The following is a 22,779-nucleotide window of genomic DNA, read 5'->3' on the forward strand; positions in this document are numbered from 1 at the left end:
CATCGTCCTTTACGAACGCAAGCGTGACTGTGAGGGGCGGCAGGGCCGACACTTCTTGTTGTCGCAACCACAACGTTCGCAACCACAACGTGATCGAGGACGTTCGGGCGAGGAGGGGCAACGCTGGTAGTAGGTGCGCCGGCCGGTCGTCCGACGAAGGCGCTGCGGCGGGCCGCGCTGATGTCGCTGTCGACGTTCCTGGTCGGTGTGGCGCTCGGGCCGATCCTCTCCGATCGCACCGCACCCTTCCGTCAATCACCCCCCGAGGAGTACCGATGACTCAGAATCCACACGACGACCGCGTCGATGTCGTACGCGACGCGCACGGTCCGTTGCACGGGATCCGCGTCATCGACATCAGCACCGTCTACGCCGCCCCGATCACCGCCATGCTCCTCGGCGATTTCGGCGCCGAGGTGATCAAGGTCGAACACCCCACCGGCGACCCCGCCCGGACACACGGTGTGAACAAGGACGGGCACGGGTTGTGGTGGAAGGTCATCGCGCGGAACAAGAAGTGCATCACCCTCGATCTGAGTACCCCGGAGGGTCAACAGATTCTGCGTGACCTCGTGGCCGACGCCGATGTCCTGGTGGAGAACTTCCGTCCCGGCGTGCTCGAGAAGTGGGGGCTCGGACCGGACCGGTTGCAGTGTCTGAACCCCGGGTTGATCACGTTGCGGGTCACCGGCTTCGGACAGACCGGCCCCTATGCGGAGCGACGCGCATTCGGCACCTTGGCGGAGGCGATGAGCGGGTTCGCGCATCAGACCGGTGAGGAAGACGGCCCCCCGACGCTACCCCCGTTCGGTCTTGCGGACGGCGTGGCCGGTATCACCGGTGCTTTCGGGGTGACGGCCGCGCTGTACCACCGCGACAGTCCGGAGGGACACGGGCGAGGCCAGGTGATCGATCTCTCGCTGCTCGAGCCACTCGTCGGGATTCTCGGACCCGGCCCGAGCGCCTTCGACCAACTCGGCACAGTCGCCGGCCGGCAGGGCAATCGTTCCCCGAACAACGCACCTCGCAATACCTACCGCACCGGTGACGGCCGGTGGGTCGCCGTCTCCGCCAGCGCCACCTCCGTCGCCGAGCGAGTCATGCGCCTGGTCGGTCGATCGGACATCGTCGACGAACCGTGGTTCGGATCGGCAGGGGACCGGAGCAGAAACGGCGACCTCCTCGACGACGCCGTGGCGAAATGGATCGCCGCCCGCCCGCTCCACGAGGTCACGGCCGAGTTCGAACGGGTCGGCGCCGCCCTCGCACCCGTCTACGACGTAGAGCAGCTGATGAACGACCCGCATGTCCTCGCCCGGGAGTCCATCACCACCGTCGACGACGAGGACCTCGGCCCGCTGAAGATGCAGAACCTCATGCTCCGCATGCTGCGCACACCCGGCGCCATCCGGTTCCCCGGCCGCCGCCTCGGCCAGGACAACGACCGCGTCTACCGGGAATCACTCGGCCTGGATCCCGATCGCATCGCCGAACTGCGGCACAAGGGGGTGCTGTAGTGGAGCGAAGCGGTCGCCTCCGGACGCATCGGCAACTCGAACCGTGGCTCGGCCGTGCCGTCATCCGCTGCTGCCGACCGGCCGTGCCCGAGAACCCGACGCGTCCCGATGAATTCGCCCCGAACCCCGTCCCATGCTACTGAGGAGTCCCGCGCCGTGCACACCCCCATCATCCGCTCCGAACCGATCGACGCCGCGCATGCGCGATCATGGGTTCTCGTACCGGCCAATCGGCCCGAGTCGTTCGCCGCGGCCGCGTCGTCCGCCGCCGATGCGGTGATCGTCGACCTCGAAGATGCCGTGGTGCCGGCCCAGAAGCCTATGGCACGAGAGGCGCTGGCGGCCTGGTTGAGCAACGGCGCTCATGCCTGGGTCCGGATCAACGCCACCACGACCCCCTTCTGGGCCGACGATGTCGCGTTCCTGTCCGGACTCGAGGGCGTCGACGGGGTAGTGCTGGCCAAGACGGAGAACCCGGCTCAAGTCCAGGCCACGGCGGAACATCTGCCGCCGGGCACCCGGATCGTCGCGCTGGTGGAAACAGCCCTCGGAATGACCGCGGTCCACGACATCGCGCGCGCCCCCGCGACGTTCCGGCTGGCCTTCGGCAGTGGGGATTTCCGCCGCGACACCGGGGCCCATGCCACCTTCCTGGCGATGGCCTGTGCGCGAAGCCAACTGGTGATCGCCAGCCGTGCCGCCGCCCTGCCCGGCCCGATCGACGGACCGACGATCGGGCTCGAGGGCACCCCCCTGGTCGAAGACACCGAGCACGCGGCGGAGATGGGACTGACCGGCCGTCTGTGCATGCACAGCGAACACGCCGCGGTCGTCAATCGGATTCTCTCACCGACCGACGCGGACATCCTGTGGGCGCGCGAGGTCATCGACACGCTCGGCGAACACGGAGAACACATCAGCGCAGGCAGTGATCTGCCACGGCTGGCGCGCGCCCGGCGCATCACCGGCCTCGCCGCGCTCTACTCGATGCTGTAACCGCGCACCCCGGGGTGCCGGTCCGGCCAGGACAACGAGCACATCCACCGGGACTCGTTCGGACTCGATCGACGAAACCTCGACGCACTGAAAGCACTAGGACGGTTGAAAATGGAGCGAAGTTACCTGTTCGCACCCGGGCACAACGACAAGCTGGTCAGCAGAGTATTCGACGCCGGCGCGGACGCGGTCGTCCTCGACCTCGAGGACGCGGTGCCACCGGACTGCAAATCAGCTGCACGCACGAACGTCGCCGCTGTTCTCGCCGACCGCCCGGCCTGGGTGAGAATCAACGCTGCCGGCACCGAACCGGCGAGGGCCGATCTGGCAGCCGTCGCAGCCGTGGCCCGCGGCATCCGCATCCCCAAGGTGGAGTCGGTGGAGGACGTTCGCTGGGTGGCCGACCAGGTGCCCGGTACGCCCCTGATCTGTGCGATCGAAAGCGCCAAGGGCGTGGCGAACGCGATCACGATCGCCGCCGAGCCGACCGTCGCGCATCTCGCCCTCGGTGGAATCGACCTGCAGAATGATCTCGGGACCGACAACGGCGACACCGCCCTGCACTACGCGCGATCCCACCTGGTGATCGCCTCCCGCGCGGCGGGAATCGAACCCCCCATCGACAGCGTGTACCCGCACCTCGACGACACCGACGGACTGCGCCGCCAGGCCCGGGCGAGCCGTTCACTCGGATTCTTCGGCAAGTCTGCGATCCATCCCAGCCAGCTGCCGGCCATCCACGCCGAATTCAGTCCCCGCGAAGACGAGTTGCGATGGGCACGGGAGGTCGTCGAGGCATTCGACCGCGCAGGCGGCGCCGCTCTGCGCCTACCAAGCGGCGAATTCGTCGACCTTCCCGTGGCCGAGCGGGCACGCAGCATCCTGCGGCTGGCCGAAGTGCTCTCCTGACGTGTTGCTCAGCCGCGCTCCTCGTCTCGCGAGTGCCCGCCGTCCTCCGGACCGGCATTCAGCCCCACTGTCGCACAACCGGTCTCGCACCGGGTGCGCGGAGTACTGATTCGAGAACTGATCGCGCCCGGCCGGGTCGCGAGGCGACCCGGCCGGGCGCCGGGTCCTCAGGAGTCGGCCGTGGTCTCCAGGACGAGTTTGCCGGTGTTGGCACCGTCGAACAGCATGTTGAGTGTGCGTCCGAACGCCTCGACGCCGCCGGTCTCGACCTGTTCACGGGTCACCAGTTCGCCGCGGCGGATCCATTCCGACACGGCAGCCATGCCCTCGGGGAAGCGGTCGAGGTAGTCGAAGACGATGAACCCGGTCATGGATGCCCTGTTCACGAGCAGGGACAGGTAGCGGGACGGGCCCGGCTGCGGGTCGGTCGCGTTGTAGCCGGAGATGGCCCCGCACAACACGACTCGCGCGTTCTTGCGCAGCACGGCCAGCGCCGAGTCGAGCGTCTCCCCGCCGACGTTGTCGAAGTAGATGTCGATCCCGTCCGGTGCGGCCGCGTGCAGCGCCCGGCCCACGGATCCGGCCTTGTAGTCGATGGCGGCGTCGAATCCCAGCTCGTCGGTGAGCCACGCGCACTTCTCGGCTCCGCCGGCGATGCCGATGACGCGGCATCCGCTCAGTTTCGCGATCTGCCCGGCGATGCTGCCGACGGCCCCGGCGGCGCCCGACACGAGCACGGTGTCGCCGGGCTTCATCCGTCCCACGTCGACGAGCCCGAAATATGCCGTCATGCCGGGGAATCCGAGCGCACCCAGCCACACCGGCGACGGTGCGAGGGACTCGTCGACCGCGACGACGCCGCTGCCGTCGGAGACGGCGTAGTCGCACACGCCGAAGTGTCCGGAGACGAGCTGTCCCTCCTTGTAGCCGTCGTGGCGGGATTCGTGTACCCGCCCGACGGCGTGGGCGCGCATGACCTCGCCGATCCCGACCGGCGGGACGTACGACCGGACGTCGTTCAGCCATCCGCGCATGGCGGGGTCGAGGGAGACGTACTCGACGCGGACGGTGAACTCACCGTCGGCCGGCTGCGGAACCGGGGCGCTGGTGACCTCCCATGTGGAGTCGTCGGGGCGGCCGACCGGTCGTCGTGCCAGTCGGACCTGCCTGTTCACGGACGCCATACGTCTTCCTTTCGAGTGCAGAAGAGCCCTGCTGCGGTGCGGTGATTCGGATGTGCGGCGGTCGTCCCGGTTAGTTGAATTCGACGCCGGATTCAACTATACACAGTGGGTGACCGGGATCACCCCGTCGCCGCCGGATGCCCCGAGAACGGAAGGTCGACATGGCACGCGAGCTCGACACGGTCCCCACCGACTCCGACGCCCTCGAGGCCGCGCTCACCGGGATCCGGCGGGTGCAGGAAGCGCACTGGCCGCCGGAGGTGCCGCGGACGGTGGAGTACCCGATCGACGAGCGCGCGCTCGTGGACTACCTGCGGCACTGGGCGCACGTGCGCCCGCATGCCCCCGCGATCGAGTTCTACGGTCGCACAGTCGGTTACGCCGAGTACGACGACCTCTCCGACCGGTTCGCCGGCTGGCTGCTCGCCCGAGGCGCCCGGGCCGGCGACCGGGTCGGTGTCCACCTCGGCAACTGCCCGCAGTTCCACGTCGCGATGCTCGGCATCCTCAAGATCGGCGCCGTCCACGTACCCGTGAACCCGATGCTGCGCGAACACGAGCTCGCCCACGAGCTCGCCGACGCCGGCGTCACGATCCTGCTCACGCAGCCCGAACTGCTCCCGCTGGTGGAGGCGGTCCGGCCGCGCACGCCGGTGCGGCATGTCGCCGTCACTGCCCTCGGCGACATGCTCACCGGTACGAGGCCGGGGGAGGTGCCGCCACCGTTCCCTGTCACCGATCCGGCCGCCGGCGACTGGGCGAGCATTCTCGACAGTCCCCGCGCACCCGCCGTCGCGACGGACCCGGACGCGCTCGCCGCGCTGAACTACACCGGCGGCACCACCGGCATGCCGAAGGGCTGCGAGCACACCCAGTGGCACATGGTCTACACCGCGGCCGCGGCCACCGTCGGCGGCGGCCGGCGGGTGGGGGAGACCACCGTGGTGCTCAACTACCTGCCCATGTTCTGGATCGCCGGCGAAGTCTTCGGCATCCTCAATCCTCTCGTCAACGGCGGCTCCGTCGTGCTGATGACCCGGTGGGACGCGGACGCCGCGCTGGCTCTCGTCGAGCGGCACGGCGTCACCAGCACGGTCGGCACCGTCGACAACTACGTCGAACTCATGGACGCGCCCGGCTTCGACGGGAACCGTGCCGCCACGCTCGACAACGCCATGGCGGTGTCGTTCGTGCTGAAGCTCGACCCCGCGATCCGTCGGCGGTGGCGCGACGCGACCGGCCACACCCTGCGGGAGGCGAGCTACGGCATGACCGAGACGAACACCGCCGACACCTTCACGCTCGGTTTCCAGGACGGCGACTTCGACCTCGCGAGCGAGCCGGTGTTCTGCGGACTGCCCGTGCCGGGCACCGACATCCTGATCGTCGACGAGGCGGGCGCCCCGGCGCCGCTCGGTGAGACCGGGCAGATCGTCGTGCGCAGCCCCTCGGTGACCACCGGGTACTACCGCAACGCCGAGGCTACCGCGGACGCGTTCCAGGGCGACTGGCTGCGCACCGGCGACGTCGGCCGGTTCGACGAGCGCGGTGCGCTGCACTATCTCGCCCGCAACAAGGAGATGATCAAGACCAACGGTATGAGCGTCTTCCCCGCCGAGGTCGAGGCGCTGCTGCGCATGCACCCGAGGGTCGCGACGGTCGCGGTGGTCCCCAGGTCCGATCCGGACAGAGGGCAGGTCGCGTTTGCGTTCGTCCAGCCGGTCCCCGGCGCGACCGTCACGGCCGGCGAACTCACGGCGTGGGCGCGCGAGAACATGGCGGGTTACAAGGTGCCGATCGTCGAACTCGTCGAGGCGATGCCCATGACGGCCACCGGCAAGATCCGCAAGGGCGATCTGTTCGCGCGGGCGGAGGGGAGTCACTAGGGAGCGGGGCTCCGGGCCGGCGGGTGACACCCCAACCGGCTGCAATGATTGGTAGGCTAACCAAACCAAGGGTAGCCTGAGCTATCTTCTTGTGCGATCGATCCATCCGCGGCTGCGGCCCCCGAGCACGGAAGAGCGACCATGACCGACCGCTCCTGCAACGACAGCGGTGACTCGCCGTCGCCGGACGGCGAACCACCGGAACTCCTCGACCTCGTCGGGATCGGATTCGGACCCGCCAATCTCGCATTGGCGATCGCCGTCGAAGAGCACAATGCCGAAGTCCCACACGACCCCGTGCGGGCCCGGTTCTTCGACCGGCAGCCCGCGTTCGCCTGGCATCCCGGAATGCTCCTCGAGGGCTCGACCATGCAGATCGCCTTCCCGAAGGACCTGGTCACCTTCCGCAACCCGACGAGCCCCTACACCTTCTTCGCCTACCTGCACGACCGGGGCCGGCTCGTCGACTTCGTCAACCACCAGACGTTCTTCCCCACCCGGCACGAGTTCCAGGACTATCTGCAGTGGGCGGCCGCCCGCGTCGACGCCGACGTGCGGTACGGCACCGAGGTCGTCGCCGTCGAGGCCGTACGCGACCCGGCGGGCATCGCCGACCGCCTCGCCGTCCACGCCGCCGACGGCACCGTCGTACACGCCCGCAACATCGTCGTCGGGGTGGGGTTGCGGCCCCGCATCCCCCCGTGGGCCACCGAGACCGTGCGGTGCTTCCACAACCACCGGTTCCTGTTCCATCTGGCCGAGATGCCCGCGCCCGTGCACCAGCGGTTCGTCGTCGTCGGCGCCGGCCAGAGCGCTGCCGAGGTGGTGCAGTACCTGCACGACCACTATCCGCAGGCCGAGGTGCACAACGTGTTCGCCCGCTTCGGCTACAGCCCCGCCGACGACAGCCCGTACGCCAACCGCATCTTCGATCCGGCCACGGTCGACGAACTGCATGCCGCACCCGAGGCGGAGCGGGAGCGACTGCTGGCCCTGCACCGCAGCACCAACTACTCCGTCGTCGACCCCGACCTCATCGCGGCGCTGTATGCGGCCGAGTACCGCGAGCGCGTCGGCGGCCGGCGTCGGCTGTTCATGCGGCGTGCGTCCGAGGTCGGCGCCGTCACCGAGACGGCCACCGGAATCGAGGTGGACGTGCGCAGCACACTCGACGGGCTCACCGACACCCTGACGTGCGACGCCGTGGTCCTCGCCACCGGATTCGACGCTGCCCCGCTGCCCCCGCTGCTCGGCGCTCTCGCTCCCGAGTCGTCGCCGCTGCGCACGGTCGACCGGGACTACCGTCTGCCCACCGCGGGCGACGTCCGGGCGGGGATCTATCTTCAGGGCGGCACCGAGAAGACCCACGGGCTGACGGCGTCGCTGTTGTCGAACGTGGCGATCCGGTCCGGGGAGATCCTCGGATCCGTCCTCGAGCAGCGCGACGGAAAACTACCAGCGGGTCATGACCGGGCCCCGGACCTTGCTAGGGTACGGGAGCAGCACACCTATGCGACAAGTGAGGCGAGATGAGCACGAATCCTTTTGACGACGAAGACGGCCGCTTCTACGTCCTCATGAACGACGAGGAGCAGTACTCGCTGTGGCCGACTTTCTCCGAGGTGCCGCAGGGGTGGCGCGTGGTGTTCGGGGAGGAGTCGCGTGCAGCGTGCGTCGAGTACGTGGAGAAGAACTGGACCGACATGCGGCCGAAGAGCCTGCGTGACGCCATGGAAGCCGACGAGAAGGCGCGCAACGCCGGCGCCTGACCGTCCGAGGTAACGCGTGGACGAGAGTCACCCCGCGGGTGCGCCACCCGCGGGGTGACTCTCGTGGCGTTTCGACGCCCGGTACGGACGGACCAGCCGGACGCGCCGCAACTGCGGCCGGCGCAGCGACCCCGCCCGCAGCACGCTGCGCGGATGCCGGACCGTGCGGGCCAGCCACTCGCCGAGCGTCACCCCCGCCGCCAGCGCACACCCGATGCCGAACGCCGAGAACAGCGCGGTCAGTCCGAGCAGCAGTTCGTTGCCGATCACCGCATACAGGCCCCGGTACAACGACAGGCCCGGCAGCAGCGGGGTGATACCGGCGACCGCCACCACCAACGGTGGGGTCAGCGCCCGTCGCGCCATCAGGCCACCGGCGAAACCGACCACCGTCGCGGCCGTCGCCGACGAGATGATCGGGCCCACCGCGAACTCCATCGACATCAGGAACACGAGGCTGCCCGCCGCACCGCCGAGCGCGGCAGCCGTCAGCGCCCGCCGCTCGGCGTAGCACGCCAGCGCATAGAACAGCGCCGACGCCGCACCGGCGAGAACCTTCACGGGCAGAGCGGTCGCCGTGGGCAGGGCATCGTTGCTGATCACCGGTAACTCCGCGCCCAGCGCCTCCATCACCTTCAGCGCCGTCGCCACGCCGGCGATGATCCCGCCCGTCATCATCACCAGTTCGAAGAACCGCGCCGACGCGGTGATCGGCGCTCCGGTGATCGCGTCCTGCACCGACCCGACCAGCGACAAGCCCGACAGCAGCACCGTCACGCCGGCCGCGATGATCAGGCCCGGTGGCACGTCGACACCCAACGGCTCGCGCAGGTTGAACAACAGGATCGCGGGCGTCGCGGCGATGATGCCGCCGACGACGTGCTGGAAGAAGAACGGCAGGCCCATGCCGTTGAGCACACGGTTCGTCCGGTCGATGACCGCTGTCGACGCGAACGCCATCGCCGCCACGAGCACGCCACCACCGAGCAGCACCGAGATCGACGCGGCCATCGCCGCCCACGCGAACGTCGCCATCCAGCGGTGGTACGGGTGCGGCGCCGTCGTGATCGCCAGCAAATCCTCGCGGGCCTGCGCCGGCGAGATCGCCTCCCGCCGGATGCGCCGGGTCAACCGGTCCACCGCGGCCAGCCGCGTGAAGTCCATCGACCGGTACTGCACGACGCGCATCGTGCTCGCCGGCGGCATCGTCGGCCCCCGGTACGCCGAGAGGACGATCGAGTTGTAGGTCACGTCGACGTCGCACTGGGCCAGGCCGTACGTCGCGGCGACGAAACGCACCTGCTCGGAGGTGTCGATCGCACCGGTGCCCGCGGCCAGCATCACCTCGCCGACGCGGACGGCGACGTCGAGCGCCTCGGCGACCGTCGCGTCGTCGGTCAGGTCGATCGGCTGCAGCGGCGCCGGCGCCTCGGTGATGGTGTCCAGGGTCGCCCGGCGGTCGAGGACAAGCTTTCCGAAGGCGGTTGCCATCGTTCCCACCGCTGTGCGCTCCCAACTCTGTCGTCGTCGATGTCGGCCGTCCCGGCCACCAATCCACCGTAACGAACCGGGGGGTGGCATGCCCGGCCCGGTGTCTCGGTATGATTGGCGCGCTCGACTGCCTCCTTAGCTCAGTGGTAGAGCACTCGCCTTGTAAGCGAGCGGTCGTCAGTTCAATCCTGACAGGGGGCTCCACCAGCGGCGCCGGGGCATCCGCGCCCTTCCCGGTCGGACGCGACAGCAATTGCATCCGCATCCGACTGCGGGGCGCGCGGATCCGCTCAGGTCTCGCTGTCCGGGTGGATCGGTGAGGCGCGCAACCCGGTCTCGTCGCTCTCGTCCGCGGCGACCTCGAACACCTGCAACGGCGTGTTCGGGGGAGGGGCGTCCTCGGTTCGATCGGGCACCGCTGTCGCAGGGACGGCGGGCGACGACTCGATCCGGCGGCGGATCTCCGCGAGCAGGGCGTCGGTCGGCACCCGGGTCAGATCGGGTCCGGCACCGGATTCCGGCATCTCCGTCACGGTGATCACCCCCGGAGCTCGTGACGACGTGTCGACCGATTCTCTCAGAGCGCCCGACGGTGGATCACCGGTTTGCGGAGGCGTTGCGCATCGCGCGCCGGGCCTGCTCCTCGGTGAAGTTCGGCGTCACGCGCAGTTCCTCGAGAGGGACCTCGCGTGCGGCGCTGCGGACCTCGACGCGCACGGGATCGCCGGTCGTGTCGTCGGTGAGGCCGAGAGGAGCGCCGCGCTCGCCCTGGAGGTACTTGTCACCCCACTGCTTCAGCGCGAGCACCACGGGGAGCAGGTCGCGGCCCTTCTCGGTGAGGACGTACTCGTACCGCGTCCGCTGCCCGGGTTCCTTGTAAGGCCGACGCTCGAACAGGCCCTCGGCGGTCAGTTCGCGAAGACGGGCGGCCGCGACAGCCTCGGTGATCCCGACGCGGCGGGTGAAGTCGTCGAACCGCCTGGTGCCGTAGTAGGCCTCGCGCAGGATCAGCATCGCCGAGCGGGTTCCCACCGTGTCCATCGCCTTCGCGATCGAGCACTGGGTGGTCTGCCAGGCATCGCGATCGGCGAGAAAACCGTCCAACCGTGCCGCATCCATACGCCCATCCTAAGTGACTTGCTCGCGGCATAGTCAGGCCCGGCGGCCCGTCGCCGGCACGAAGGCCGTCGGCTACCCGCATGACGAACGGCAGTGATGGGCATCACAGTATGGAACTGTGGAACCAGGGGTAACACCTACCATGTACCGCTCGATGATCTTGGTGACGCCCTCGTCGTGCACCCTGCGGCACGGGGCGTCGTTCGTCTCCGTCCCCCGCGGAGACGAAGGATCGTCACACGACACATTGGAGGTAGGAATGGTTCTCGGTTCCCTCGCTGCAACGCTGTTCACTCTGCTCGCCGGTCTCGGCATTCTGCTCTGATCCCTCCCGCCTCGGGCGCTCCCACCTCGAAGTGGGAGCGTCCGAGGCGTTCGGACAGCCCCGCGGTCGAACCCGGCAGCCTCTCCCTTTCTGTGCCGACGGTGTTCCGGCTCCCGCGTCACCTGCCGCTGTTGCCGCCGCCGTTGTTGCTGCCGCCCTCGTTCCCACGGCCCGGGTTGCCACCTTCGTTGCCGTTGCCGTTGCCGTTGCCGTTGCCGTTGCCGCGACCCTCGTCACCGTTGCCGCGACCCTCGTCGCCGTTCTCCTCGTTGCCGTTCCCACTGCTTCCGTTCCCACTGCTTCCGCTCCCGCTGCTTCCGTTCCCGGACTCCGGCACGACCGGCGGCACGATCGGCGCCGGCGCGGGGACGGTGGTGAAGGTAGGCGACGGGCTCACCTCCGGGGTGACGGGGGAATTGGGGTTGTCGACCGGCATCGGGGTGGTGACGGGAACGCTGCTCGTCCCCGCGACCGACGGCGCATCACCACCCCGACCCCAGGCCAGCAGGAGCAGGGCGACCACCACTGCGGTCGTCACACCGAGCGCGAACAGGATCCGGCGACGACCGGGGTCGGACTCGGGGGTCGCGTCGAGCCTCGCAGGAGTCGTCGCAGGCCCGAGCGGCGCGGCGACGGTGAACTCCCGGGTCGGCCCGTGGGGCACCTCGCTCACCGGAGCGGCGAAGGACCGGCCCCGCAGGGCGGCGAGCATGTCCCAGGCACTGGTGAAGCGTTGTCCGGGATCGCGTGCCATCGCCCGTTCGATCACGGCCACGAGTCCGGGGTCGACATCCGGTCGCACCGCGGCCAGCGGGGGCGGCGGCCCATGGGTGATCGCGCGCGCCAGCGCCAGCAGGTTGTCGTAGTCGTAGGGCTTGCGCCCGGTCAGCGCCTCGTACCCCACGGCCCCGACGGCATACAGATCGTCGTGCGCGCTCGCCGGTGTGCCGGCGAGCCGATCGGGACTCAGGTAGGCGACGGTTCCGACGAGTTCGCCGGTGCGGGTGTAGTGCTCGCCGGCGCTCTTGGCAATGCCGAAATCGGTCACCTTCACCGCTCCGGCCTCGGTGAAGAGGATGTTGGCCGGCTTGATGTCACGGTGGAGGATCCCGGCCTCGTGCGCTGCGGCGACCGCGGCTGCCACGTCGCTCAGGATGGTCCGCACCCGGTCCTGCGGCATCGGGCCCAGAGCGATCTCGTCGGCGAGGGTGCCGCCGGGTAAGCGCTCCATCACGATGTAGGGCACGCCGGCGTCCTCGCCGCTGTCGTGCACCGCGACGATGTGCGGATCGTCGAGGGACGCCGCCGCGCGCGCCTCGGCTTCGAAGCGCCGGCGCTCGTCGGTCCGGCGTCCGAATTCGCCGCGGAGAACCTTCACCGCGACGGGTCGCCCGAGACGCGTGTCCCAGCCGTCTCTGATCTCGCCCATCCCGCCGCAGCCCAGAATGCCGCGCAACTCGTAGCGGCCGGCGAGCAGTTCGGGGACGGTCATGCCTCCGACGTTAGTGCGGTGCCGGCGGTGCTACCGGGTGAGCGACAGCCGTCCGGACCGCGTGACGTCGCGGGCAACCGATCAGCTGGCGGTGGCACACCCGGCCGCTGCCGCGTCCCGCAACTCGTCGACGGATACGCCCGCAACCGCCGCCGCGGCGGCCGTCCCACCGAACAGGGTGCCGACCAGCCCGTGCGACGGCCGAACACCCGCACCGGCGTGGAACAAGCCCTCGACCGGCCCCGTCGCGCCGAGCCGGGTGAACGTCTGGCTCGGGGTGAACGCCGGGCCGTACGACACGCCGCCGGTGCAGTGCATGAAGCGTTCGGCGGTGACGGGTGTCCCCGTCTCCTCGTGGACGATGGAATCGGCCAGGCCGGGGACTGTGCGCTCGGCAGAGTGCACCAGCCGGTCGCGAAGCTGACGTCGTCTCGCGTCGTAGCGCGGGGTCGAACCGCTTCCCGGCGCGATACCCCACCAGGAGTGCTGTGCGGGTGCCGGGCCGATCAGCTGGACATTGGTCTGTCCGGGTGCGCACAGCCGGGGGTTGTCCGGGTCGGCGAGGCTCGCGATCCACAGCCCGGAGGACGTGGCCGGGGGAAGCTCGCCCGCCCGGAGCGCGGCGTACTCGGCATCGAAGTCGTCCGTGTCGGAGACGAGACGGGTCGCGTTCGGATAGCCCTCGGCGGCGAGGTCCCGGTCCAGGATCAGGTAGACGACGGCGAGCGGCAGGGCCAGCTCGTAACCCCGCACCCGCCGGAGGAGCCGGGACGGCACACGATCCGGCGGCAGCAGCGACAGGTAGGTCTGCTGGATGTCCACCGCCGACACGACTGCGGGAGCGAGAATCTCGCGTCCGGGCCCCGGCACGGTGTCGAGCGAGGCGTCCTGTACGCGTACACCACGAACCTTGTTGCCGCCGAGAAGGATACGGCTCACCTCCGTGCCGAGCAGCACGTCGCCCCCGTGGCGGCGCACCACCTCTGTGAGACCCTCCGAGACGACCCGCGATCCGCCCTGCGGGTACGACAGGCCCTCGAGGTAGGAGTGGATCATCCGGGCTGCCACCGGCAGCGACAGCCGCGACGGCGCCACGGCCAGACTGCCGATCGTCCAGCCGAGCAGTGCGGTGGTGAGTTGCGGAGAGGCGTGCAGATGACGCAGGTAGCCGCCGGCGGTCGTGCGGCCGTGACGGAGCAGACCGCGCAGCCGCCACGGCAGCTGCGGCAGCTCCCGCAGGTGCGGCCGCTCCGCGATCCGTTCCAGCTCCTCGGTGAGCAGCCCGACGGTGGTGAGGAATTCGTCGATCGTTCGTCGCTCGCCCGGAAATGCTTCGTACAGAGTGGTCCGGAAAGCCTCCATACCCTTCGGGACCGCCAGTTCGCGATCCCCGTTCAGCAGCCGGAACATCCCCGCGGGATCGAACTCCCGGAAGCTCACGTCCACACCCAGCGGTCCCAGTGCATGCCGCACCGGCGCCTCGGAGGTGTAGTGCAGTCCGATGTCGAATTCGTAGCCGCCGTGGGTGAATGCGGACATGTGACCGCCCGGCTGCGTGCGGGCATCGGCCACCAGCACCCGGCGTCCCGTCGCCGCCAGATACGCTGCAGTCGTGAGCCCGCCGGGGCCGGCCCCGACGACGACCACGTCGTAGTCGTTACGTTCTTCCATGCTGACCTCCGATGTGCGGACATCGCCGGCTCGGGGTGTTGTTCAGTGAGACCGGATCTCCCGGGTGGACGGGTGACCCACCCGGACGAAGGTGACGAACGCGGCGACGATCCCGATGACGCTGCCCACGATTCCCAGCCCCAGGACGATGCGCGTCACGAGCGGCCAGTCGAACGAGGCCTCGCCGAAGTCGAACGGGAACACCTGCCAGATCTTCGGCAGCGCCAGCAGGGCGACCGTCGTGGTGACCGCGTCTCCCAGCGCCTTGAACCACACGGGATCCCACATCAGGTACAGGAGATTGGCGACCAGGCTGACCAGGATCGAGGTGTTGACCAAGCCGATGACGGAGCGGGTGTCCTCGGTGAGGAACGGCACGGCCTCCCAGCCCGGCCACACGTTCGCGGCATACAGCACCACCGCGTTGAGGAGCACCGCGACGAGATACCCGAATCGCCGGGCGGCGATCGGGGAGCGCGGGCGGGCCGGTGTCATGGCGACCTCCCCTCGGTCGGAACCGTCTTCCACGCTAACCCCGGCGTCGGGGTCCGCATCAGGGGAGAAAGTCACCGTTCGGCCGATGAGTTTGCCGCCGCTCGGTGGTCGGAACAGGTACGGCATCGTTCGCAGTGAGGAGTCAGCACCATGTTGGACCGTTCCTTTTCCAGTTTCGCCGTCGACGACGTGGCGGCGGCCGCGAAGTTCTACGGCGACGTACTCGGCATCTCCGTGTCGGAAGAGCACGGGATGCTGCACCTGCACCTCAAGGGCGGACGCGACACGTTGATCTATCCGAAGGAGGACCACACTCCGGCCACCTACACGATCCTCGACTTTCCCGTTCGCGACCTCGAGAAGGTGGTGGACGAACTCGCCGCTCGCGGTGTCCGGTTCGAGCGCTACGAGGGGGTCGACGACAGGGGCATCTTCCGTCGGGTCGGCCCGCCGATCGCGTGGTTCCGGGACCCGGCGGGCAACATCCTCGCCGTCCTCGAGACGGACGAGTCTCCGGACGAGGAACGGATTCGTGCGCTGATCGAGGAGCACACCGCGGCTCGTAACGCCAAGGACGTCGATCGGCTCGCCGCGTGCTACGTCCCCGGTGCGACGGTGTTCGACCTGGCACCGCCGCTGCGCAAGACCGCTCCCGCTCCGCAGGTCTGGGCGTCGTGGTTCGCAGGGTTCGACGGCCCTCTCGACTGTGAGGTGAAGGACCTGCACGTCGAGACGGCCGGCGACGTCGCGTTCTGTCACGCACTGTCGCGGCTGGGAGCGACCCAGCACGGAGGACCGCGCTTCGATCTGTGGTTCCGCGTCACGTTCGGTCTACGCCGCGTCGAGGGGGCGTGGCGGATCGCCCACGAGCACGAGTCCACTCCGTTCCATATGGACGGCACCTTCCGGGCGGTCACGGATCTGCAGGAGTGAGGGGATCAGTCCGGCGCCCGCAGTTCGTGCCTGCCGCTGGTGGCCGAGCCACCCGAGCCGCTGCGCAGCCACCGGCCGGGCAGCTTGCCTGCGAGATCGCCCAGCGGGCCCACCGCCTCGCGGAGCAGTTCGGCGGTCTCCTGCAGCACGTCGATGCTGGTGCTCATCCGATGGATCGTGGGGGTCAGTTGCACCAGCGTCTCGGACAGCGACACGATCTGATCGAGCGGACCGCCCTTTGCGAGCAGGCGTTCGAGGGCCCCCTGTTCGGCGAGGAGGGTGTCGAGCACCCCGCCCTGCTCGAGGGCCCGCTCGACCAGGCCACCGGGCTGGAGGGCGACGTCGACGATCCCGCCGGGAGCCGTGAGCCGTTCGACGGGTCCGCTTTCGGCGAGCAGACGCTCGAGTGGGCCGCTGGGGGCGGTGAGCCGATCGAGGAGGCCGCCGCTCGACAGCAGGCGGTCCAGGGCTCCGTCCTCGGCGAGGACCTTCTCGAGCGGACCACCGGGCGCGGTCACCCGGTCGAGGGCGCCGCCGGGTTCGAGGAGCCGGTCGAGGGGGCCGCCGGGGGCGGTGAGCCGGTCTACCGGTCCGCCGGGAGCGAGGAGGCGGTCCAGCGGTCCGCCGGGACGCAGCGCCTGGCCGAGCGGCCGGTCGTCGGCGGCCAGCACGGAGACCTGTTGCAGCAGGCCGAGCGGTCCCCGCGGGCTCGCGACGCCGACCGCGTTCAGCCCCGCGTATGTCTGGGGGGAGACCGCCAGGCGGACGGTCCCGATGACGCCTTCGGCGACGCCGAGGGCCGAGTCCGCCGCAGCGAAGCCGAGACGGACGGGGAACGCGAGCGCGGACGCCAGACTCATGCCTGTCACTGTAACCGGCGCAACAGTGCGGCTCGGCGGGACGAGCCGCCGCGGGTCCTCAGGAGACGCGGCGCGCGCCCACCCGGGCGTACACGTCGGTGCAGTCGCAGCGTTGAGCGAGTTCGGAGCAGTCGATCACCAGCACGTGCCGCACCCGGGAGGTGTCGAAGCAGTCGGGATCGGTGCAGTCCACGGTGGTCGTCGCGTGCACGACGAGGGTGCCGTGACAGTGGTCGAGATCGGATCGGCACGCCCGGCACGTCATGGGCGGGACCTCCTTCGCGGTGGCTGTCTTCGTCCCGTAATAGCATCACGCGCCGACAACATGGTGGACGTGCGGGGCGTGTCCGGCCGGATCAGCGCCTCCGGCGGCGGGCGAGGACGGCGACGGCCAGCACCCCGGCGACCACCCCGACCCCGGCCGCGATCCACCAGCCGCGTGCGTTCCCGGACCCGGGCACCGTCACCGCGACGGGTTCGGAGGTCGCGCCCGCCGCGCCGGGCGCGCCCGAGTAGACCGCGGTGATCGTGTGGCTTCCGGCGCCGGAGAGGCGATGCTCGACGGTGGCGCGGCCGTCGACGACCGCCACCGGCGGACCCAGGTCGGTGCCGCCGTCCCGGAACAGCACCGTGCCGCCCTCGACGTCCGGCGTCACCGTCGCCGTGAGGGTGACGACCGTGCCGTCGTCGACCACCTCCGGGGCGTCGACGGTGACCGTCGCGGGCACCTCGGCGACGTCGGAGATCGTGATGACCGCGAGCGGACCGGCGCCGGCGTTGAGGGGCCCGGTCATCGTGTCCCGCGGCGAGCAGCGTGTCGGTCCCCACTGGGTGGAGCCGAGGAACGTGGCCTGGGTGAGCGAGGTGTTGTAGTTGGCGTCGTCGTCGACCAGGCCCGCGGCGCCGGCGGTGCGGAGCATAGGCGTGATCACGCCCGCGTCGCCCGCGATCATGGTCACCTCCACCGCGGGGAGCCGGAACCAGCTGTCGCCGACGGGGCTGGGGGTGCCGTCGAGCTGCAATTGCGTCTTGGGCGCCCGGATCCCGGCCTCGCCCTCGGTGCCGGATGTGGGGCTGTTGCCGATGACCTCGTTGTTTCCGGACAGGCGCAGGATCGTGCCCGCCGGGTCGGGGACGCCGTCCTCGTTCACCCGCAGCACGCCGGGCGGCACGTTGTCCAGGTTGAAGGCGGTTCCGGGCACGACCGTCGCGTCGACGAACGTCGCGTTGGCGGGGATCGCGAAGTCGTTCTTCAGGCGGGAGACGCTGCGGGTGGTGGCGCCGCGGCTCGAGTCCGGATACGCGACGGGGGCCGTCTGGATGCGGTAGCTGAACCGCTCACCCGGACGGACCCGGGCGGGCGCGTCCACCGTCGCGGACGATCCGAGCAGCTCGTCGACGTCGATCACCGACCGCACCCGGCACGCGATGCCGAACGAGACCTCGACCTCCTCCGCGGCCGCGGGCGGGCAGGCCACGGCCAGGGACACGGCGACGGCGGCGACCGACGCCGCCCCGCGGTGCACCCACCTCGGCGACACGGACGGCTCCTCACGATGCGGACACGTCTCACAGTGCGGACACGTCCATGATCCCCGATCGCCGCACCCCGGCGGTCCGGATTCGGCAGGGCCGGCCGTACAGGAAGTTCCCAGGTTTCTCGCAGCGGCATGCCAGGGGTCTCCGGGAGAATCGGCGCCGTGACCGACAAGACCCCCGAGGCCCGGATCCTGATCGTCGACGACGAGCCGAACATCGTCGAACTGCTCGCGGTGAGCCTGAAATTCCAGGGTTTCGAGGTCGAGACGGCGAGCAACGGCGCCGAGGGGCTCGACCGGGCCCGGACGTTCCGGCCGGACGCGGTGATCCTGGACGTCATGATGCCCGGGATGGACGGGTTCGGGATGCTGCGCCGGCTCCGGGCCGACGGTTCGGACGCGCCGGTGTTGTTCCTGACGGCGAAGACCGCCGTGGAAGACAAGGTGTCCGGCCTGACCCTGGGCGCGGACGACTACGTCACCAAGCCGTTCAGCCTCGAGGAGGTCATCGCCCGGCTGCGGGTGATCCTGCGACGGGCCGGCATGGTCTCCGCGGACGAACGCTCGGCCCGCATCACCTTCGCCGACATCGAACTCGACGATGACACCCACGAGGTGTGGAAGGCCGGCCGGCCGGTGTCGCTCTCACCCACCGAGTTCACCCTGCTGCGGTATTTCATGGTCAATGCGGGCACGGTTCTCAGCAAGCCGCGGATCCTCGAACACGTGTGGAGCTACGACTTCGGCGGGGAGGTCGGCGTCGTGGAGTCGTACGTCTCCTATCTGCGGCGCAAGGTCGACACCGGCGACACCCCGTTGATCCATACCCTGCGCGGGGTCGGATACGTCATGCGGGAACCCCGGGAGTGAGCCGCATACGGCCGCTGCCACTGCGGCTGACGCTGGTCGCGGCGCTGGTGGCGTTGTCGGGGCTGGGACTGCTGACGTCCGGGGTGGCGGTGACGTCCGCCTTGCAGAGTTCGCTGCTCGCCCGGACCGATCAGGACCTGCACACCGCGGCTCGGACGTGGGCGAAGCCGCCCGGCGCCGGCCGCGACCTACCGCCGCCGGATGCCCCGAGTTCGAACCGGCCGCCGAGCCCGTTCTATGTGCGGGTCGTCGGCCCCGACGGGTCGGAGCGGTTCGTCGTCAACGACGAGTCCACGTCGCCGGCGCTGCCCGGTGAGCCGGTGTGGGAGCCGCAGACCGTGGGTTCCGCCGACGGGTCCGACGTGCGCTGGCGGGTGGTGTCGACCCAGAGCGCCGGGGGCATCGTGACCACCGTCGGTGTCACCCTGGTCTCGATCGAGGACACCGTCGATCGGCTCGTCGTGCTGCAGATCGGTATCGGCGCCGCGGTGCTGTTCGTGCTCGGGGTGGCCGGGTACTTCGTGGTGCGGCGCAGTCTGCGTCCGCTGAGGGAGGTCGAACACACCGCGGCGGCGATCGCGGGCGGGGATCTGCACCGGCGGGTTCCCGAGCGGGACCCGCGCACCGAGGTCGGGCGGCTGTCGGTGGCGCTGAACGGCATGCTCGGCCAGATCCAGGAAGCCTTCGCGGCGACGGCGGCGTCGGAGGAATCCGCCCGCAGATCCGAGGAGAAGATGCGCCGGTTCGTCGCCGACGCCGGCCACGAGTTGCGCACCCCGCTCACCACGATCCGCGGGTTCGCCGAGCTCTACCGTCAGGGCGCGAGCAGTGACACCGCAATGCTGATGGACCGCATCGAGAGCGAGTCCCGGCGGATGGGCCTGCTGGTGGAGGACCTGCTCGTGCTGGCCCGCCTCGACGCCCAGCGGCCGCTCGAGCAGAACCCGGTCGACCTGCTCGCGCTGGCCGCCGATGCGGTGCACGATGCGCGGGCCGTCGCGCCGGAGCGGACTGTGGAGCTCGAGGTGTTCGACGGTCCCGGAACCCCGGAGGTGCTCGGCGACGACGCGCGGCTGCGGCAGGTGCTGGGGAATCTCGTCACCAATGCCCTCACCCACACCCCGGCCGGCGCGCACGTCACCGTCCGGGTCGGCACCGCCGGACCCGACGCGGTGCTCGAGGTCGTCGACACCGGCCCCGGCCTGAACGAGGCGGACCGCGCCCGGGTCTTCGAGCGCTTCTACCGCGCCGACGCGTCGCGCGCCCGTTCGTCGGGCGGCAGCGGTCTCGGGTTGTCGATCGTCGCGGCGCTGGCGACGGCCCACGGCGGCCGGGTGGAGGTGGATTCCGCGCCGGGCGCCGGGTCGACGTTCCGGGTGCTGATCCCGCGGATCCCGGTGGAGTGACGGTCCGTCCCTGAGCTACGGTGACGTAACTGACTTTCGAGTAAGGAGACGTCGTGGGACTGTCGGGGACGGCGCAGCGCGCCCTGCGCAACGCCTGGGCGCTGTTCGTCGGCGACGGAATCGAACCGCAGCACGCCACCGCGTCCGTCGTCGTCGCCGACGGACCGCACCGTACCCTGCGCCGCTACGGTGAGTCCGACGCGGGTGCCCCCGTCCTGCTCGTGCCGCCGCTCGCCGCGCCCGCGCGCTGCTACGACCTGCGGCCCGGGCAGAGTCTCGTGCAGCATCTCGTCGAGACCGGCCGCAACGTCCACGTCCTCGACTTCGGCACCATGGACCGCTCCGACCGGCATCTCGGTTTCGAACACTGGGTCGACGACATCGTGCCCGAGGCGATCGCGCGGGTCGCCGAACTGTGCGGCGGTCGCGACGTCGACCTGGCCGCCTGGAGCCTCGGCGGAACCCTGTGCCTGCTCACCGCGGCCGCCCATCCCGGGCTGCCGATTCGCTCGATCACCGCGTTCGGCACGCCGATCGACTACGAGCGCATCCCCTTCCTCGGGCCGGCCCGGCACCTCGGCCGCGTCGTGGGCGAGCCCGCCCTCACGGCCGTGACCCACCTGCTCGGGGGCGTGCCCGCCCCGCTGGTGCAGCTCGGTTACCGGGCCACCGCCCTCGAACGCGAACTGACCCGGCCGTGGTTCGTCGCCCGCAACCTCGCCGACGCCGGCACCCTCGCCCGGATGGAGGCGATCGACCGGTTCCAGGCCGACATGCCCGGCTACCCGGGCCGGCTGTTCCATCAGATGGCGATGCGCCTCACGGTCGCGAACGAACTCGCGACGGGCCGGGTCCGGTTCGAGGACCGGACGATCGACCTCGCCGACGTCACCGTGCCCGTGCTCGCACTCGCCGGCAGCGACGACGTGCTCGCACCCGTCCCGGCCGTCGAGGCGATCGGCCGGGTGCTGCCCGGATCGCCCCACGTGCGATTCGAGGTCGTGCCCGGCAGCCACCTCGGCCTGCTCGCCGGCCTTGCCGCCCGCGGCACGTCGTGGGCGCATTTCACCGAGTTCCTCGACGACCCGGCGGCACCGGTGCCGCCGGGGACCACAGGGTCAGGCGGGGACGTGGTCCGCGTGCCCGAGTTCCCGTAGCGCGGCCTTCAGCTTCGCCTGGGCCTCGTCGAGCGACTCCGGCGACGGGTCCTTCTCCGCCTTGCTGATGTCGAAGTCACCGAGGTCGTACGCGGGGAAGACGTGCAGGTGCAGGTGCGGCACCTCGAGGCCGGCGACGAGCAGTCCCGCGCGCGGCGCGCCGAACGCCGAGCACACCGCCCGGCCCATGATGCGGGCGACGTTGTGGACCTTGTCCCACAGCTCGTCGTCGACGTTCTGCCAGTGATCCACCTCCTGCCGCGGCACCACGAGCACGTGGCCCTGGTTCACGGGGTTGATGGTCAGGAAGACGACGACGTCGTCGTCCTGCCACACGAACCGGCCCGGCAGGTCGCCGGCGATGATCATGCTGAACACGGAAGCCATACCGGGGAGGATAGGCGGACCGCCGCAGCCGGCGCCTCTCGTATCCTCGTCGCATGCCGTCGCCGCCGCCGTCCCGGACGGGACCGCTGCGCGCGCTCGTCACCGACCTGATCGACCGCCACCTGCGCACCGTCGCGGCGGGAGAGCGCCGTGTGGTCGGGCTCTGCGGCCCACCCGGCGCCGGCAAGAGCACCGCCGCCGACCTGCTCGTCGACCTCCTGCGCGATGCCGGCATCGCCGCCGCGGCCGCTCCGATGGACGGCTTCCACCTGTCCGGCCACCGGCTCGACGCCCACGGCACCCGATCCCGCAAGGGCGCGCCCGAGACGTTCGACGTCGCCGGATTCGCGGCCCTGCTGCGCCGGATCCGCGACGACCGCACGGAGACCGTTCACGCACCCGAGTACTCGCGCCGCCTCCACGAACCGATCGCCGCGTTCCACGAGATCACCCCCGAGACCCGCGTCGTCGTCACCGAGGGCAACTACCTGCTCCTCACGGACGGCGGATGGGAGCGCATCCGCCCGCTGCTCGACCTCGTCGTCTACCTCGACGCACCCGACGACGAGCTCGAGTCCCGCCTCGTCCGGCGCCACCGGGCCACCGGATCGACCGCCGCCGAGGCCGCCGAGTGGGTGCGCACGGTCGACCTGCCCAACGCGCGCACCGTCGCGCGGACCCGTGACCGCGCCGACCTGGTGTGGTGCCCGGTCGAGGGAACGGGACGGGACGCGGGAGCGGCCCGGTAGCGCCGGGCGGTCCGGTCGTCCGTCC

At 70.4% G+C, this 22,779-nt stretch carries 23 protein-coding genes and 1 tRNA gene; 13 read left to right on the plus strand and 11 right to left on the minus strand.

The window, feature by feature from the left end; genetic code table 11:
• Positions 1–275: 275 nt before the first annotated feature.
• The 3 genes from QYS60_RS13290 to QYS60_RS13300 all read left to right on the plus strand — a co-directional run bounded on the left by QYS60_RS13290 (position 276) and on the right by QYS60_RS13300 (position 3,422).
• A complete protein-coding gene (locus QYS60_RS13290) occupies positions 276–1,517 on the plus strand; it encodes a CaiB/BaiF CoA transferase family protein (protein WP_371383402.1) in 1,242 nt (413 codons plus the stop codon).
• Between the two features lie 156 nt (positions 1,518–1,673).
• Entirely contained in the window at positions 1,674–2,513 is an 840-nt protein-coding gene (locus QYS60_RS13295; protein ID WP_371383403.1) for a CoA ester lyase, read from the plus strand.
• A 111-nt stretch (positions 2,514–2,624) separates the two neighbouring features.
• Positions 2,625–3,422 carry a CoA ester lyase gene (locus QYS60_RS13300; protein ID WP_371383404.1) on the plus strand — a complete coding sequence of 266 codons (798 nt, stop codon included), beginning with the start codon at positions 2,625–2,627 and terminating at the stop codon, positions 3,420–3,422.
• A gap of 167 nt (positions 3,423–3,589) precedes the next feature.
• Here QYS60_RS13300 and QYS60_RS13305 read toward each other — a convergent pair whose 3' ends face one another.
• Positions 3,590–4,606, minus strand: a complete 1,017-nt coding sequence (locus tag QYS60_RS13305; protein ID WP_371383405.1) for an NADP-dependent oxidoreductase — start codon at positions 4,604–4,606, stop codon at positions 3,590–3,592.
• A 161-nt stretch (positions 4,607–4,767) separates the two neighbouring features.
• On the opposite strand from QYS60_RS13305, the gene QYS60_RS13310 reads away from it, so the two are divergent.
• The 3 genes from QYS60_RS13310 (at position 4,768) to QYS60_RS13320 (ending at position 8,261) form a co-directional block, all read left to right on the plus strand.
• The gene (locus QYS60_RS13310; RefSeq protein ID WP_371383406.1) at positions 4,768–6,492 is read left to right on the plus strand and encodes an AMP-binding protein; all 1,725 of its coding nucleotides are present in this window, start codon (positions 4,768–4,770) and stop codon (positions 6,490–6,492) included.
• Between the two features lie 141 nt (positions 6,493–6,633).
• Complete coding sequence (locus QYS60_RS13315) at positions 6,634–8,025, plus strand: lysine N(6)-hydroxylase/L-ornithine N(5)-oxygenase family protein (protein ID WP_371383407.1); 1,392 nt, start codon at positions 6,634–6,636, stop codon at positions 8,023–8,025.
• The gene (locus tag QYS60_RS13320; protein WP_003936798.1) at positions 8,022–8,261 is read left to right on the plus strand and encodes an MbtH family protein; all 240 of its coding nucleotides are present in this window, start codon (positions 8,022–8,024) and stop codon (positions 8,259–8,261) included. The genes QYS60_RS13315 and QYS60_RS13320 overlap by 4 nt, the downstream gene beginning before the upstream one ends.
• Before the next feature lie 27 nt (positions 8,262–8,288).
• On the opposite strand, the gene QYS60_RS13325 is transcribed toward QYS60_RS13320, so the two are convergent.
• The gene (locus QYS60_RS13325) at positions 8,289–9,761 is read right to left on the minus strand and encodes a threonine/serine exporter ThrE family protein (RefSeq protein ID WP_371383408.1); all 1,473 of its coding nucleotides are present in this window, start codon (positions 9,759–9,761) and stop codon (positions 8,289–8,291) included.
• Between the two features lie 120 nt (positions 9,762–9,881).
• Between QYS60_RS13325 and QYS60_RS13330 the strand changes: the two genes are divergently transcribed.
• Positions 9,882–9,956 (plus strand) — tRNA-Thr (locus QYS60_RS13330).
• A gap of 86 nt (positions 9,957–10,042) precedes the next feature.
• On the opposite strand, the gene QYS60_RS13335 is transcribed toward QYS60_RS13330, so the two are convergent.
• On the minus strand, positions 10,043–10,276 hold the full coding sequence (locus tag QYS60_RS13335; RefSeq protein ID WP_238586371.1) for a hypothetical protein: 234 nt from the start codon (positions 10,274–10,276) through the stop codon (positions 10,043–10,045).
• Between the two features lie 73 nt (positions 10,277–10,349).
• Entirely contained in the window at positions 10,350–10,871 is a 522-nt protein-coding gene (locus tag QYS60_RS13340) for a helix-turn-helix domain-containing protein (RefSeq protein WP_289377506.1), read from the minus strand.
• Between the two features lie 154 nt (positions 10,872–11,025).
• Here QYS60_RS13340 and QYS60_RS13345 point away from each other — a divergent pair, with 154 nt between their 5' ends.
• The gene (locus QYS60_RS13345; protein WP_235157328.1) at positions 11,026–11,196 is read left to right on the plus strand and encodes a hypothetical protein; all 171 of its coding nucleotides are present in this window, start codon (positions 11,026–11,028) and stop codon (positions 11,194–11,196) included.
• A 118-nt stretch (positions 11,197–11,314) separates the two neighbouring features.
• On the opposite strand, the gene QYS60_RS13350 is transcribed toward QYS60_RS13345, so the two are convergent.
• The 3 genes from QYS60_RS13350 to QYS60_RS13360 form a co-directional block, all read right to left on the minus strand.
• Positions 11,315–12,688 (minus strand): serine/threonine-protein kinase, encoded by a 1,374-nt coding sequence (locus tag QYS60_RS13350; RefSeq protein ID WP_289377507.1) that lies wholly within the window; start codon positions 12,686–12,688, stop codon positions 11,315–11,317.
• An 81-nt stretch (positions 12,689–12,769) separates the two neighbouring features.
• The gene (locus tag QYS60_RS13355; protein WP_371383409.1) at positions 12,770–14,359 is read right to left on the minus strand and encodes a phytoene desaturase family protein; all 1,590 of its coding nucleotides are present in this window, start codon (positions 14,357–14,359) and stop codon (positions 12,770–12,772) included.
• A gap of 42 nt (positions 14,360–14,401) precedes the next feature.
• Complete coding sequence (locus QYS60_RS13360) at positions 14,402–14,854, minus strand: hypothetical protein (RefSeq protein WP_371383410.1); 453 nt, start codon at positions 14,852–14,854, stop codon at positions 14,402–14,404.
• A 150-nt stretch (positions 14,855–15,004) separates the two neighbouring features.
• Between QYS60_RS13360 and QYS60_RS13365 the strand changes: the two genes are divergently transcribed.
• The gene (locus QYS60_RS13365) at positions 15,005–15,787 is read left to right on the plus strand and encodes a nuclear transport factor 2 family protein (RefSeq protein ID WP_371383411.1); all 783 of its coding nucleotides are present in this window, start codon (positions 15,005–15,007) and stop codon (positions 15,785–15,787) included.
• A gap of 5 nt (positions 15,788–15,792) precedes the next feature.
• Here QYS60_RS13365 and QYS60_RS13370 read toward each other — a convergent pair whose 3' ends face one another.
• The 3 genes from QYS60_RS13370 to QYS60_RS13380 all read right to left on the minus strand — a co-directional run bounded on the left by QYS60_RS13370 (position 15,793) and on the right by QYS60_RS13380 (position 18,188).
• Positions 15,793–16,647, minus strand: a complete 855-nt coding sequence (locus QYS60_RS13370; RefSeq protein WP_371383412.1) for an ABC transporter — start codon at positions 16,645–16,647, stop codon at positions 15,793–15,795.
• Positions 16,648–16,705: 58 nt separating this feature from the next.
• Entirely contained in the window at positions 16,706–16,912 is a 207-nt protein-coding gene (locus QYS60_RS13375) for a hypothetical protein (protein ID WP_371383413.1), read from the minus strand.
• A gap of 91 nt (positions 16,913–17,003) precedes the next feature.
• On the minus strand, positions 17,004–18,188 hold the full coding sequence (locus QYS60_RS13380) for an Ig-like domain-containing protein (RefSeq protein WP_289377513.1): 1,185 nt from the start codon (positions 18,186–18,188) through the stop codon (positions 17,004–17,006).
• A 129-nt stretch (positions 18,189–18,317) separates the two neighbouring features.
• Here QYS60_RS13380 and QYS60_RS13385 point away from each other — a divergent pair, with 129 nt between their 5' ends.
• The 3 genes from QYS60_RS13385 to QYS60_RS13395 are packed head-to-tail and all read left to right on the plus strand — an operon-like array spanning position 18,318 to position 21,618.
• Positions 18,318–19,055, plus strand: a complete 738-nt coding sequence (locus tag QYS60_RS13385) for a response regulator transcription factor (protein WP_371383414.1) — start codon at positions 18,318–18,320, stop codon at positions 19,053–19,055.
• The gene (locus QYS60_RS13390) at positions 19,052–20,461 is read left to right on the plus strand and encodes a cell wall metabolism sensor histidine kinase WalK (RefSeq protein ID WP_289377515.1); all 1,410 of its coding nucleotides are present in this window, start codon (positions 19,052–19,054) and stop codon (positions 20,459–20,461) included. Before QYS60_RS13385 ends, QYS60_RS13390 begins: the two co-directional genes overlap by 4 nt.
• Positions 20,462–20,514: 53 nt before the next feature.
• On the plus strand, positions 20,515–21,618 hold the full coding sequence (locus QYS60_RS13395) for an alpha/beta fold hydrolase (RefSeq protein ID WP_371383415.1): 1,104 nt from the start codon (positions 20,515–20,517) through the stop codon (positions 21,616–21,618).
• Here QYS60_RS13395 and QYS60_RS13400 read toward each other — a convergent pair.
• Positions 21,580–22,005: an HIT family protein gene (locus QYS60_RS13400; RefSeq protein WP_003936783.1), complete on the minus strand. Its 426-nt coding sequence runs from the start codon at positions 22,003–22,005 to the stop codon at positions 21,580–21,582. The two genes, QYS60_RS13395 and QYS60_RS13400, sit on opposite strands and share 39 nt — an antisense overlap.
• Before the next feature lie 53 nt (positions 22,006–22,058).
• On the opposite strand from QYS60_RS13400, the gene QYS60_RS13405 reads away from it, so the two are divergent.
• Entirely contained in the window at positions 22,059–22,754 is a 696-nt protein-coding gene (locus tag QYS60_RS13405) for a nucleoside/nucleotide kinase family protein (protein ID WP_289377517.1), read from the plus strand.
• The last annotated feature ends 25 nt before the right edge of the window (positions 22,755–22,779 follow it).

Origin of the sequence: Rhodococcus sp. GXMU-t2271 (genome assembly GCF_041414735.1) — a bacterium.
Taxonomy (GTDB): domain Bacteria; phylum Actinomycetota; class Actinomycetes; order Mycobacteriales; family Mycobacteriaceae; genus Rhodococcus; species Rhodococcus indonesiensis.

Bases quoted from the DNA above. Each gene is read 5' to 3' on its own strand.
- QYS60_RS13355 (WP_371383409.1), bottom strand. From the start codon at position 14,359: ATGGAAGAACGTAACGACTACGACGTGGTCGTCGTCGGGGCCGGCCCC.
- QYS60_RS13405 (WP_289377517.1), top strand. From the start codon at position 22,059: ATGCCGTCGCCGCCGCCGTCCCGGACGGGACCGCTGCGCGCGCTCGTC.
- QYS60_RS13335 (WP_238586371.1), bottom strand. From the start codon at position 10,276: ATGCCGGAATCCGGTGCCGGACCCGATCTGACCCGGGTGCCGACCGAC.
- QYS60_RS13310 (WP_371383406.1), top strand. From the start codon at position 4,768: ATGGCACGCGAGCTCGACACGGTCCCCACCGACTCCGACGCCCTCGAG.
- QYS60_RS13385 (WP_371383414.1), top strand. From the start codon at position 18,318: ATGCCAGGGGTCTCCGGGAGAATCGGCGCCGTGACCGACAAGACCCCC.
- QYS60_RS13370 (WP_371383412.1), bottom strand. From the start codon at position 16,647: ATGAGTCTGGCGTCCGCGCTCGCGTTCCCCGTCCGTCTCGGCTTCGCT.
- QYS60_RS13315 (WP_371383407.1), top strand. From the start codon at position 6,634: ATGACCGACCGCTCCTGCAACGACAGCGGTGACTCGCCGTCGCCGGAC.
- QYS60_RS13345 (WP_235157328.1), top strand. From the start codon at position 11,026: ATGATCTTGGTGACGCCCTCGTCGTGCACCCTGCGGCACGGGGCGTCG.
- QYS60_RS13320 (WP_003936798.1), top strand. From the start codon at position 8,022: ATGAGCACGAATCCTTTTGACGACGAAGACGGCCGCTTCTACGTCCTC.
- QYS60_RS13305 (WP_371383405.1), bottom strand. From the start codon at position 4,606: ATGGCGTCCGTGAACAGGCAGGTCCGACTGGCACGACGACCGGTCGGC.
- QYS60_RS13340 (WP_289377506.1), bottom strand. From the start codon at position 10,871: ATGGATGCGGCACGGTTGGACGGTTTTCTCGCCGATCGCGATGCCTGG.
- QYS60_RS13290 (WP_371383402.1), top strand. From the start codon at position 276: ATGACTCAGAATCCACACGACGACCGCGTCGATGTCGTACGCGACGCG.
- QYS60_RS13365 (WP_371383411.1), top strand. From the start codon at position 15,005: ATGTTGGACCGTTCCTTTTCCAGTTTCGCCGTCGACGACGTGGCGGCG.
- QYS60_RS13400 (WP_003936783.1), bottom strand. From the start codon at position 22,005: ATGGCTTCCGTGTTCAGCATGATCATCGCCGGCGACCTGCCGGGCCGG.
- QYS60_RS13350 (WP_289377507.1), bottom strand. From the start codon at position 12,688: ATGACCGTCCCCGAACTGCTCGCCGGCCGCTACGAGTTGCGCGGCATT.
- QYS60_RS13375 (WP_371383413.1), bottom strand. From the start codon at position 16,912: ATGACGTGCCGGGCGTGCCGATCCGATCTCGACCACTGTCACGGCACC.
- QYS60_RS13360 (WP_371383410.1), bottom strand. From the start codon at position 14,854: ATGACACCGGCCCGCCCGCGCTCCCCGATCGCCGCCCGGCGATTCGGG.
- QYS60_RS13300 (WP_371383404.1), top strand. From the start codon at position 2,625: ATGGAGCGAAGTTACCTGTTCGCACCCGGGCACAACGACAAGCTGGTC.